Source organism: Collinsella sp. LCP19S3_H3, from assembly GCF_052119145.1.
Classification (GTDB): domain Bacteria; phylum Actinomycetota; class Coriobacteriia; order Coriobacteriales; family Coriobacteriaceae; genus Collinsella.
This window is the reverse complement of record NZ_JBQKFW010000012.1, coordinates 58,284-70,344: the sequence shown is the minus strand read 5'-3', so window position 1 is coordinate 70,344 and position 12,061 is coordinate 58,284. Positions and strand designations below refer to the sequence as shown.

The following is a 12,061-nucleotide window of genomic DNA, read 5'->3' as shown; positions in this document are numbered from 1 at the left end:
CAATCTGCAGTGCGGCCCGAACCCCGTGAGGGCCGGCGCCTTTAGACGCGTGCCGGAAATCCAAGGGTTATACCCTAAGAGCAAACCACCCCTTTTAGGGGTGGTTTTGATATATGTTGTGGATGCCCCCATGACAAGCCGCGCTTCAACACCGAGGCGTCTGCCCGGCGACGCAGAACGTAAGGTTCATCGCGAGTTCCGCACGAGCCGGAGAGCACTTAATGTGCTCTCCGTGCGAGCAGGACTGTCCGAGCAGGGAACCTTACGTTCCGCGCCGCCGGGCAGACGAACCAGGTAAGACGCGCCGCTACTTGATCTTGGTCGTACCCGGCGCCAGGTTGGGGTCGGTCTCGTTGGCCTCGGTCTGGAGGTGCTCGGTGTACACGTTCTTGCCGTCGCGGAACATCTCGTAGTACTGCATCTTGGCGTAATCCTCGCGCGCCTTGGTGGCCGCCGCGGCGACGGCGTCTTCGCCGGTGACGTTGGAGGAGAGCGCCCAGCGCAGGCTAGCGTCCTCGTAGCCCACCGAGTTGATGGCGGGCAGCGACTTGCGCAGCGTCATGTGCGCTTTCTGGTAGTCGGTCAGTGGTGCGCCGATCAGCTGCATCAGCTGGGTGGACAGGTAGTTGATGGACAGATCGTCGACCTCGCTCGTCTGGTCGCAGCCGGCAACGTCGTAGTTGGCCCAGATGATGTAGTCGGTCTGCCACAGGCGCTCCTGATGCGTAGCGTCGTCCTCGCCGGTAAACCACTTATCGTTGAACTTGGACGGGAAGAACGGCTGATGGTCGCCCCAGAACACCACGACCACCTTGCGGTCGAGATTGCGCAGGGCATTGAGGAAGTAGCGCAGCGCCTGGTCGGACTGCTCGATGCACGAGACGTACTCGTCGACATCGGAGAGTGTGCCGTCCTCGATGGTCTTGGCGTCCAGATCGGTCGTGTCGATGTTCAGGTGCATCTGCTTATCTGCCGGCAGCAGGCCCGTATCGTAGCCCGAGTGGTTCTGCATGGTCACGTCAAAGATGAACTGCGGGTCGGCGTTCTGGTTGAGCAGCTCAAGGATTTTGTCGTAGGTTGCCTGGTCGGTCACCATGCCGCGCAAGGTGTCGGCTCCCTGGAAGTCGTTGATAGACAGGAACTGGTCAAAGCCAAAGTCCTTGTAGACGTTCTCGCGGTTCCAGTTGGTTGCGTGGTTGGGGTGCATGGCCGTCGTGGAATATCCGAGCGACTTGAACTGCTCTGCCAGGTTTCCGGTCGTTTCCATGTTGTAGATGGTGTAGGGGTACACGCCCGAGCCCAGGTTGGCCATGGAGTTGCCGGTCATAAACTCAAACTCGGTATTGGCGGTGCCGCCGCCGTAGGCGCTCACGTAGAGCTTGCCGCGGCTGAGGCAGTCGGACAGGTTCTTAAAGTACTGCGGGCCCTCGTAGCCGGCGTGCATCTCCTGATAGATCGAAAGATCCGAGAAGGTCTCGTTCATAATGGCGATGACCGTGGGCTTCTCGCTATCGAACTGCTCTTGGGCGGCGGTACGGGCGTCGCTTGTGGCGGCATCGGACTTGTCATAGGCCTTGGCATACTTTTTGAGCGTTGCCTTGGCGTCGTCGGCGGAGTAGTTGGCGGGTTTGGGCGGCTTGATGGACTGTGCCGCACTAATAAAGGCAGGCAGATAACCCTCGCGCCAGTAGCTCTCGAGCGGGCGCCAGGTGTAGACGGTGATGCCGAGGGTGTTGTAGTAGTCGATAAGCGTGACATGCGCGGTCACGCCGCCCAGGCACAGCACCGCCACGAGCAGGTTGGTGAGCAGCATGCGCTTGGCGTTGGCGGCACCCTTCTGACGGTGCGGTGCTACCAGTCCGGCGTACTCGCATAGCAGCATGGCGATGGCGGTAAAGCCCATGGACAGCACGCAGAACAGCGAGATCGAGTAGGTGTAGCCGTTGCCGGCGACCGCGGCGGCGGTGGAGATGGCCGAAAGGTCGCCCGGCTGGATGGGCATGGATTTAAACGTGATGACGAAGAACTCGGCAATGCCCAGGATAAAGAGGGCGAAGGCCAGGGCGGCGGGAGCTGCGCCGCGGCGCTGGAACAGGAAGAACAGGCCGACCATGAGCGTGGTGATGATGGCCCACTCGAGCAGTATGCACAGGGGGTAGACCCAGGTAAAGTCGTGGTTGGACGAGACCTCCATGCCCAGCAGCGCAAAGACGCCGGCGAGCAGCAGGCACAGCACGGCGGCGACGAGCGGTTTGCCCACAAAGGCGCCGCGCAGACGGGCGAGCTTGCCGGTGGGGGCGGGGGCGTCGGGCGCGGCGAACGCAAAGACGCGCGGGGCGATGCGGTCGCGTGCGATGCTGGCCCAGGCGCAGCCGGTGAGGATGGCATTGGTCAGAACGAGCATTACAAAGGCGAGCGGCTCGTTTTGGGCGACGAGGCCCATGGCGCCCCAAATGGTCAAAAAGACCTGGAACAGACCGAAGGCGACGCTCCATCCAAGAGCGCCCTTGGCAACGGTGCCCGACTGCGCGCGAATGGCTTTGGCCTCGCGCAAGACAAGGAAGACGGTCGCCGCAAGACCGACGAGCGAGATGGCGGCTGCGAACATGCTGAGACTCCTCACAAACTTAAAACTACGAAAGCGGGGGTTTACCCGATTGTTACCAAGATATGCGCTGCGATTGGTGGCTGCGCACAACAACCAGCCATATTAGCGCGCATGTGTGGCGGTGTGGCGCAATGTAGTGGCGACCTGCGCGATAATGGACGGGAATTACACGGAAACGTAAAGGCTTCTTAAAGAAATGGCGAGGTTGAGGCGATGAACGAGCAGGTTTGTATGACGAGTGCGGGCGACGTGGGCGCTGGCATGGGCGCGGGCGGCTATCCGGTCGAGACCACGGGCAACGCGGTGCTGGACATTTTGGAGCACCGTTCGTCCACGCGCGCTTTTGCGCGCGATGACAACGACCGTCCCGTAGCGGTGACCGACGAGCAGCGGGCGGCGATTCTGCATGCGGCGAGCCGCGCGCCGTCGGCAGGCGCCATGATGATGTATTCCATCGTGAGTATCCGCGAGCAGACAACGCTCGATCGCCTGGCCGACCTGTGCGACCACCAGCCCATGATCGCCAAGGCGCCCTGGGCACTTATATTTGTGGTCGACTATGCCAAGTGGATCGATCTGTTTGAGCACGTGGGTTGCTTTGAGCCCGAGTTTGTCGAGCGCACGGGCAAGGCGCCCCGCCGCGCGCCGGGTTTAGGCGACTTTGCCATCGCGGCGCAGGATGCCGTGATCGCTGCCCAAAACGCCGTGGTCGCCGCCGAGGCCCTGGGGCTGGGGAGCTGCTATATCGGCGATGTCGTCGAGAACGCCGAGGAAGTTGCTGCGCTGCTGGACTTGCCGCCCTATACCATGCCGCTGTCGATGCTCATCATCGGCACGCCCCGCAAGGAGCGCCCGGCGATTGCGCATCCCGTGGTGAACCTGGTGCACGAGGAGCGCTATCGCCGCGCCGATGCCGCGACCATGGATGCGCAGGTGGCCGAGATGGACGCGATGTTCCGTCCGCATGCCCGCGAGGTGGGGGAGCGCGTCGTGGATATCTACACCCGCAAGCACACGAGCCCCTTTATGGCCGAGATGAGCCGATCCATGGAGTGGTGGTTCAAAAACTGGCTCGGAAAATGACGAATGTGACAAAGGGACAGTCCCTTTGTCACATTCCATATCGCCGCGGTGGCCTAAAGGCCGTATAAATGTTTATCTAGCTGGGAAAACAGTGCATTAAAACATGGGACGATTATCTATAATCCCCTCGAACGTTAAAGTTGGGAGGAAACCGGCTTATGGAACAAAAGGCCAAGGAGGCAGCCTCGCACGCTGCGATTCCTGTGAGCATCTCGGCGATGCTCGTCACGCTGGGCGTGGTGTATGGCGATATCGGCACCAGCCCCATGTATGTAACCAAGGCGCTCGTTGCCGGCAACGGCGGCATCGGAAGCGTCACGGAGGAGTTCGTGCTCGGCGCGCTCTCGCTCGTCGTGTGGACGGTCACGCTGCTGACGACCGTCAAGTACGTGCTCATCTCGCTGCGCGCCGACAACCATGGCGAGGGTGGCATCTTTGCTCTGTACAGCTTGGTTAAGCGCTGCGGCAAATGGCTCATCATCCCCGCCATGCTGGGCGGCGCGGCACTGCTCGCCGATGGCATCCTCACGCCTGCCGTTACCGTGACTACGGCTATCGAAGGCCTGCGCACCATTCCGGCAGTCCATGCCGTGCTGGGCGACGATCAGGCCCGCGTCGTGGCCATCACGCTTGCCATCATCATTGCACTCTTCTTGGTGCAGCGCATCGGCACGGCCAAGATCGGCCACGCCTTTGGCCCCATCATGACGCTGTGGTTCCTGTTCCTGGGCGGCACGGGTCTGTTCTTTGTCTTCCAGCACCCCGCCGTGCTGCTGTGCCTCAACCCGGTGCGCGGCATCGCCTTTTTGTTGAGCCCCAACAACCATGCGGGCATCATGATTCTGGGCAGCTGCTTCCTCGCCACCACCGGTGCCGAGGCGCTTTATTCCGACATGGGCCACGTGGGCCGCGGCAACATCTACGCAACATGGCCGTTCGTTAAGTGTTGCTTGCTGCTGTCCTACATGGGCCAGGGCGCGTGGCTTATCAACAACGCCGGCAACCCGGAGCTCATGGGTATCGCCGACCTCAACCCCTTCTACCAGATGCTTACCCCGGGCCTGCGTCCCTTTGCCGTCGGCCTTTCCACCGTCGCGGCCATCATTGCCTCGCAGGCGCTCATCACCGGCGCTTTCTCGTTGGTGTCCGAGGCCAGCCGCCTGGACCTCATGCCGCACATGCAGGTCTTCTATCCTGCCGAGACCAAGGGCCAGCTCTATATTCCCATGGTCAACAACGTCATGCTTGTGGGCTGCGTCATCGTGGTGCTGCTGTTCCAGAGCTCGGCGCACATGGAGGCCGCCTACGGCTTGGCGATCACCCTGACCATGATGTGCACGACGCTGCTGCTCTTCTTCTACTTGCATGTTGATCGCGGCCTTAAGGTCGTCCCGTATATCTTCGTTGTGTTCTTCCTTATGCTCGAGGGCTTCTTCTTTGTGAGTTCGCTCACCAAATTTTTCCACGGTGGCTATTTCACTATCCTTATGGCCATGCTCATCATGGGCGTTATGCTGTGCTGGTACAACGGCACGGCGGTCGAGCGGCGTCAGTTTACTCTGCTGCCGCTGCGCAGCTATCTGCCGCAGCTCAAGCGCCTGCGCGACGACGATCGCTATGAGCTTATGAGCGACAACATCGTGTACCTGACCAAGGACACCAATACCGACTACATCGACCGCGATATCGTCTACTCGATTCTGGACAAGCATCCCAAGCGCGCCCGCGCCTGGTGGTTCGTGAACGTCGAGACCATGGATGAACCGCATACCTTTGCCTATTCGGTCGAGACGTTTGGCACCGACTATGTTTTCCGCGTGCATCTGTACCTGGGCTACAAGGTTAACCAGCGCGTGAACGCCTACCTGCGCCAGGTTGTTCAGGATCTGGCCGCCACCGGCGAGCTGCCGCCGCAGATGCATGACTACTCGGTCTACAAGGATCCGGGCAACATCGGCACGTTTAAGTTCGTCATGATCCGCAAGCTCCTGGCGCCCGAGAGTGACGTGGAGCCGAGCGAGCGCACGGCCATCACGCTCAAGTACATCATCCGCCGCTTTGCCGGTACGCCGGCGCGCTGGTATGGCCTGGAGAACTCCAACGTGAGCTTTGAGTATGTGCCGCTGTTCACCAAGTTCAAGGCTGTGAACAAGATGCAGCGCTTGGCCCCCAACGAGCGCCCGTAGTCGCCGACAGGTTGCATGGAGTTGGCCTTCGATGGACAGGAGTGTGCGCCCTGCTCGCGCACGTGCTGTTTGTCTAACGACCGCAGACTGCAAAGGCTATACACTTGGAACCACCACAAGGGAAACCACCACAAAGGTGCTGTCCCTCTGTGGTGGTTTTTGTTTTTAAGAGAGGGGCGGGGTGCCGATGGACGTCCGTGCGGACGGCGATATTGCCGATAGCTTTTGGTGGCGGCGCACAACGCTGACACGTCGCAGCCCTCTGTATGACGCCTGCGTATCGGCGGGGCTGCTGGTCGCGGCGACGATTGTGGGTGCGCTGCTCGACCATCCTGGTCTCGCGCCGAGCATCATGATCGTCTATGTGTTCGCCGTGCAGCTGTGCGCATTCTTTACCTGGAGCCGCCTGTATTGCTTGCTGAGCTCGGCTGCCGCCGTAGCGCTCTACAACTTCTTGTTTGTCGACCCGCGCTGCTCGCTATCGTTTATCGACCGCGTCTATCCCGGCATGTTCTTCATCATGTTTGTGGTCTCGCTTGTGTCGAGCTCGATTGCGTTGGCCCTGCGCCGCGCCTTGGCACAGGCTGCCGCCAGCGACCGTCGCACGCATATGGTGCTCGAGACCAACCGCATGCTGCAGCGGTGTCCCGATCAGCAGCAGATTGTGCATGCCATGGCAACGCAGCTGGCGCGTCTTTCGGGCTGTCCGGTCGTGTGGTACAGCGCCGACGCCGACGATGATGACTTGCTGCCGCGTGCGACGTACACGGCCGTGGGTGACGCCGCGCCGGTGCACCAGCTGACGCCCCAGATGCCGCCGCGGCTCTCGGCGTCCGCCTATGTGGGAACGCCGCTCGATGCCACCTATGGCGGCTCGGCGTTTTATGGCATCTACCTGACGGTTTGCACGGGCGACGGCTTCGTGCGCTCGGGCGACCCCGCCTCGGTGGTGGGCGTGCTGGCTATCGTTGCCGAGCCCGACATGCTGACGCACGAGGAACGGACACTTGCCGACGCCATCGTGAGCGAAGGCGAGCTGGCACTCGATCGCGCCCGCGCCATGGAGGCCCGCGAGGAGGCGGCGGTGCTCGCCAAAAACGAACAGCTGCGCGCCAATCTGCTGCGCTCCATCTCGCACGATCTGCGCACGCCGCTTACCAGCATTTCGGGCAATGCCGACGTGCTACTCGACCAGGGTTCGACCGGCACGGCCGTGCTCGATAGCCAGACGCGCCGCAGCATGCTCCTTTCCATTCGTTCGGATGCGCAATGGCTCAACGCCACCGTCGAGAATTTGCTCGCCATCACAAAGCTCGAGGGCGGCGGCATGCATCTGTCGACCACGCTCGAGCTCATGGACGATATCGTCGAGGAGGCGCTGCGCCACGTGAATCCGGCCGTACGCGAGCACGATCTTAAGGTGGTGCCGTGCGACGAGCCGGCGCTCGTCAACGTCGATGCGCGCCTGATGGTGCAGCTGGTGGTGAACCTGGTGAACAACGCTATTGCCTATACGCCGTCAGGCTCGCATATCGTGATTTCGATTATGGCGAACGATGGAAAGGTGGCATGTTCCGTCGCCGATGACGGTCCCGGTATTGCGCCCGAGGAGCAGGGCCGGATCTTTGAATCGTTCTACACTGTCAACCATGGCTTGGCTGATAGCCATCGCAGCGTGGGCTTGGGACTTTCGCTCTGTCGATCCATTATGTTGGCGCATGGCGGTAGCATAGAGGTTGCCGCGGCGGACCCGCACGGCTCGGTCTTTACGATTGGGCTTCCCGCCGCCGACGTTTCGTTTGATAAGGAGTAACGCTGTGTCGAACTCTGCCATGAAACCGCTCATCTTGGTCGTTGAGGACGACCCCGCCGTCCGCAACCTTATCGTTGCCGCGCTCGAGGCGCACGGCTTGCGCCATATGGCCGTGGAGACCGCCCATGCCGCCATCGCCGCCGCCTCATCGCAGGCACCGAGTATTGTGCTGCTCGATCTGGGCCTGCCCGATATGGACGGCGTCAAGGTGGTGGAGTCGGTGCGCGCATGGTCGGGCATGCCGATCATTGTGGTCTCGGCGCGCAGCGAGGATGCGGACAAGATTCGCGCACTCGATGCCGGTGCCGACGACTACCTGACCAAGCCGTTTTCGGTCGAGGAGCTGCTCGCGCGCATTCGCACGACGCTCAGGCGCCTTTCGTATGCGCAAACGGGTGGCGTTGCCTCCGAGGGCTCGTTCGATACCGGTGAGCTGCATATCGATTTTGATGCCGGCATCGCCACGATGGATGGCGAGGAGCTGCATCTGACGCCGATCGAGTACAAGCTCTTGTGCCTGCTGGCGCACAACGCTGACAAGGTGCTGACGCACCAGTTTATCCTGCACGAGATTTGGGGCACGGCAACTAAGAGCGACCTGGCGAGCCTGCGTGTCTTTATGGGCACGTTGCGTAAGAAGATCGAGTCCGATCCGGCGCATCCGCGCTATATCCAGACGCACGTGGGTATCGGCTATCGCCTGGTCACCCAGGGCTAGATCGCCAACCACCATCCCAATATGAGTTGCGGTGAAATACGGTCTAAATTTGCCTAATTCCAAGCAAAACAGTCCGTATTCCACCGCAACTTTGTTTATTTGCCCTTGGGCTTGCTGGCGTAGAACTTCTTCTTTTTGGGCTTGCCGGCGCAGGCAGGCTTGCCGTCGCCGCGCGACCCTCGGTCTCCGGCCTGCGTGTGCGCGGGCGTCGTTGCGCGGGGCTTGCGGGCTTCGGGGTTGCGCAGCTCTTCGATTCGCTCTGCAATCTCCTCGGCGCTAAAGCCGACTTCGGCCATGGCGTCCTCGATGGGCAGGCGGCGCACGATGTAGCAGTGGTGCACCTTCTGGTTGCGCGCAAAGTCCTCCGGGATGGTCTGCGCCGTAATGTCCTCTAGCACGACGCCCGCGCGCGCGAGCTTGCGCGTCTCGGGGCGGAAGCCGCGTAGGTTGCAGCTAAAGATGGCGTGGCCGCCCTGTGCGAGCAGGCGCGATACGCCGGCCAAAAGCTCAACATGGTCGCGCTGGACGTCCCAGGTGCGGCGGCCCATCTTTGATGAGTTCGAAAACGTGGGCGGATCGACAAAAATCAGGTCCCAGCGGTTGCGCGTCTGGCGCTGGTCGCGAATCCAGGCAAGCACGTCGTCGCGCACAAAATGATGCTGCGGACCAACAAAGCCGTTCTGGCGCATATTGCGCTCGGCCCAGTCCAGGTAGGTGTTGGAGAGGTCGACCGTCACAGTTTCCTCGACGCCGCCGTCTGCCGCATAGCAGGTAGCGGTGCCGGTATAGGCGAACAGGTTGAGAAAGCGCCGCGCCTGCTTGGCGTGCTCGCGCACCAGGTTGCGGGTGACGCGGTGATCCAAGAAGATGCCGACGTCCAGGTAGTCGTCAAAGTTGACGGCAAAGGTAAGGCCGCCCTCTTCGATGAGCGGCAGACGACGGCGTGCGATATTGGCGCGCTCGCCCGAGCCGCCCTTGCCGGCGCCCTGCTTGCCGTACTGCGAGCCGCCGCGCGAACGCATGCGGGCCTTGGCGTGCACGTGCTCGGCGGGAACATCTAGGATGCGCGGCGCGATGGCCAGAATGTCGAGCATGCGGGCCTGGGCAAGCGCGGGATCGATGGTCTTGGGCGCGGCGTATTCGGCGATGACGAGCCAGCGGCCCGGCGTCTGCGGGCAGCCCTCGTATAGATCGATGGCGGCGGAGTAATCGGGTAGGTCGGCATCGTAGACGCGGTAGCAGCTCACGCCCTCGCGCTTTGCCCACTTGCGGCGCAGACGGGCGTTCTTGCGCAAGCGGTTGGCGAACTGCTCGGACTCGGGGATGAGCACGGGCAGCGGCTTGCCGTCGCCCAGGTCGAGCGTGGCGGCAGGTTCGGGCATGGGGGTGCTGGCGGCTTTGTCGTTGACTTCGTTGGTATCCGCAACCTCGGCCTCGGCATCTGCGCTGGTCGCAGCCTCAAACGCTGCGGCGGCGTGGTCGAGCGACGGCCAGACTTCGACGGTCGCCTCCTCGTTGTTGGGCATGACGGCGATCGAGCGCTCGGGCTCGGCGTGGAGCGAGCGGGCCAGCAATCCATCGCGGGTGAGCGCGGCGACCGGCGCCGCGGCAAGCTCGGGCGCGCGGCGCAGCTCGCCGACCAGCGTCATGGCGTCGTGCATGAGCGAAAGCGGTGTCTCGGTCGTATCCGCGACCACGGCGGCGCCGGCGACAGCGCCTGCATGGTCCAGCACGGTGGCTGGCTTGGCAGCGCAAAAGTCGACAAAACGCTTGTAGCCGGCGCACTTGACCATGCGCTCGGCAGTCTTGCGGGCGGCGGGGTCGATGTCTACAGCCACGATGCGTGCCTGGCGCTCGCGCGCCGCCGCCTCGCGCTCGCGTGCCTCGGCGAGCAGCTGCTCCCATAGGGCGGCGTCGTGCGGCTGCCAGCCCTCAAAGCCCCAGCGCTCGCGTGCAGCGCCCGGGGCGCGGTCGGTCAGAATGTTCACGGCTTCCAGCAGCAGGCCGCCGCCGGCGCACGAGGCGTCGATCAGCGTGGGCAGGGCTTCGTTCTCGTAATCATCGGCCGTCAGCTCGCGCTCGCACAGCGCGGTCCAACCGACCTGCGCCAGCACCAGGGCGGCGTAGTCGGGGCGCAGCACGTGCGCGCCCTCGCCGGCGCGGGTCGCGGCGGGCGGCAGGCGCTTGAACAGCGGGTCGCCCGAAAGGTCCAGGCTTATGCTCGCACGGCGCTGGCGCAGCGAAAGCAGCAGGTGAACATCGGGGTCGGCGGCGTCGACATCGGCGCGACGGCCCGTGGTCTCGGCCAGACGGTCGCACAGCGCGTCCTTGGCGCGCAGGGCCGAGAAGCGCGTGTTGCGCAGCTGCTCGGTCACGCCGCGGGCGGTGATGGCGATGGTTGCGCCGGGGCGGATGATGTTCTCCCAGGCGATGTCATAAACGCTATCGTACAGCTCGTCGGCATCCTGCGCCTCAAAGCGCCCAAGAACCACGAACACGCGGCTCGCCAGGCGCGACCACAGACAGGCGCGGTAGCCTTCTTCGAGCTCGCCCTCAAACGTAGCGCGGCCCTTCAGCCGGCGGACATGCGAAAGCCCGAGGCGTTTAAGCTCATCGGCGAGTGCGGACTCAAAGCCCTCGGGGCAGCTTGCGTAAAATTCCATGGGTGACCTCTCTGGTTGCGTCGCTCCATTATATGATGGATGCTTCGTTTGCCCTCATCCCCGAAAGGAACCCATATGATTGATGCGTGCCCCGATTCCGCCGTGCTCTTTTTTGACGTGGACGGCACGCTGACGTCGTTCGATCCCGACGATATGAGCGATAAGGACTTTTCGGCGGTTCACCCCTCGCAGACGGTGGTTGAGGCGTTCCGTGCACTGCGCGATGCAGGGCACAAGGCATTTATCTGCACGGGTCGCCCCCTGTGGCTTATCGCCGATAGCCTGCGTGCGCTCGACCCCGCGGGCGTCGTGGCCATGGCAGGCGCCACGCTCGAGGTCGAGGGACGCGTGGTACACGAGGACTGCTTTGACGAGGACGTTATCGAGGAGCTCGCGCGCCGTATGGCCGCGGCAGGGATTGAGGCCTTTTTCGAGACCAACGTGGCTACTTTTGCCCTGGAGCCTGTGGGCGTTGAGCAGTCGTCTCTGATCGGCACTTCTGTGGTGCACAGCACCGAGGAAATGCGCGTCGACGGCAGTCTGCGCGTGGGCAAGGTATGCCTCAGTGTGCCCAGTTTGGCTCGCGTAGCCAATGATGACGGCTTTATCGATTGCGAGTTTGAGCTGTGCAACACCGGTGGCCAGAATCGCGAGCTGAGCCCCAAGGGTATTGACAAGGGCGTGGGCGTGGCGCGAGCGCTGGCGTATCTGGGCCGCGAAGGAAATGCGCGCACCTTTGGCTTTGGCGATTCGGGCAACGACCTGGGCATGCTCGCTGCGGTCGAGACGGCTGTCGCCATGGGCAACGCCATGCCCGAGGTCAAGGCGGTCGCCGACTACGTGACCGACGATGTCGCACACGACGGCACCGTCACAGCGATGCGGCATTTTGGCCTCATCTAATGAATCCCGCGTTCTGACGTTTGCTCAAACTGCGACTCTTTGCTTTTGCATGCTCAATCGATTTATCAATCCAAACACTGAGGTGTT

At 62.5% G+C, this 12,061-nt stretch carries 7 protein-coding genes; 5 read left to right on the top strand and 2 right to left on the bottom strand.

The window, feature by feature from the left end; genetic code table 11:
• Positions 1-307: 307 nt before the first annotated feature.
• Positions 308-2,608, bottom strand: coding sequence for an LTA synthase family protein (locus tag ACTQZF_RS07365; RefSeq protein ID WP_441554955.1), 2,301 nt, complete (start codon positions 2,606-2,608; stop codon positions 308-310).
• Between the two features lie 213 nt (positions 2,609-2,821).
• On the opposite strand from ACTQZF_RS07365, the gene ACTQZF_RS07360 reads away from it, so the two are divergent.
• The 4 genes from ACTQZF_RS07360 to ACTQZF_RS07345 all read left to right on the top strand — a co-directional run bounded on the left by ACTQZF_RS07360 (position 2,822) and on the right by ACTQZF_RS07345 (position 8,408).
• Positions 2,822-3,691 (top strand): nitroreductase family protein, encoded by an 870-nt coding sequence (locus ACTQZF_RS07360; RefSeq protein ID WP_154517858.1) that lies wholly within the window; start codon positions 2,822-2,824, stop codon positions 3,689-3,691.
• Positions 3,692-3,849: 158 nt separating this feature from the next.
• On the top strand, positions 3,850-5,877 hold the full coding sequence (locus tag ACTQZF_RS07355) for a KUP/HAK/KT family potassium transporter (RefSeq protein ID WP_427719648.1): 2,028 nt from the start codon (positions 3,850-3,852) through the stop codon (positions 5,875-5,877).
• 187 nt (positions 5,878-6,064) lie between these two features.
• A complete protein-coding gene (locus ACTQZF_RS07350; protein ID WP_441554954.1) occupies positions 6,065-7,690 on the top strand; it encodes a sensor histidine kinase in 1,626 nt (541 codons plus the stop codon).
• Positions 7,691-7,694: 4 nt separating this feature from the next.
• The gene (locus tag ACTQZF_RS07345; protein ID WP_370450656.1) at positions 7,695-8,408 is read left to right on the top strand and encodes a response regulator; all 714 of its coding nucleotides are present in this window, start codon (positions 7,695-7,697) and stop codon (positions 8,406-8,408) included.
• A gap of 95 nt (positions 8,409-8,503) precedes the next feature.
• On the opposite strand, the gene rlmKL is transcribed toward ACTQZF_RS07345, so the two are convergent.
• The gene (gene rlmKL, locus ACTQZF_RS07340) at positions 8,504-11,071 is read right to left on the bottom strand and encodes a bifunctional 23S rRNA (guanine(2069)-N(7))-methyltransferase RlmK/23S rRNA (guanine(2445)-N(2))-methyltransferase RlmL (protein WP_441554953.1); all 2,568 of its coding nucleotides are present in this window, start codon (positions 11,069-11,071) and stop codon (positions 8,504-8,506) included.
• 75 nt (positions 11,072-11,146) lie between these two features.
• Here rlmKL and ACTQZF_RS07335 point away from each other — a divergent pair, with 75 nt between their 5' ends.
• Positions 11,147-11,974: an HAD-IIB family hydrolase gene (locus ACTQZF_RS07335; RefSeq protein WP_441554952.1), complete on the top strand. Its 828-nt coding sequence runs from the start codon at positions 11,147-11,149 to the stop codon at positions 11,972-11,974.
• The last annotated feature ends 87 nt before the right edge of the window (positions 11,975-12,061 follow it).

Excerpts from the sequence above, each read along its gene's own strand:
- ACTQZF_RS07350 (WP_441554954.1), top strand. The coding sequence starts at position 6,065 with ATGGACGTCCGTGCGGACGGCGATATTGCCGATAGCTTTTGGTGGCGG.
- ACTQZF_RS07360 (WP_154517858.1), top strand. The coding sequence starts at position 2,822 with ATGAACGAGCAGGTTTGTATGACGAGTGCGGGCGACGTGGGCGCTGGC.
- ACTQZF_RS07365 (WP_441554955.1), bottom strand. The coding sequence starts at position 2,608 with ATGTTCGCAGCCGCCATCTCGCTCGTCGGTCTTGCGGCGACCGTCTTC.
- rlmKL (WP_441554953.1), bottom strand. The coding sequence starts at position 11,071 with ATGGAATTTTACGCAAGCTGCCCCGAGGGCTTTGAGTCCGCACTCGCC.
- ACTQZF_RS07355 (WP_427719648.1), top strand. The coding sequence starts at position 3,850 with ATGGAACAAAAGGCCAAGGAGGCAGCCTCGCACGCTGCGATTCCTGTG.
- ACTQZF_RS07335 (WP_441554952.1), top strand. The coding sequence starts at position 11,147 with ATGATTGATGCGTGCCCCGATTCCGCCGTGCTCTTTTTTGACGTGGAC.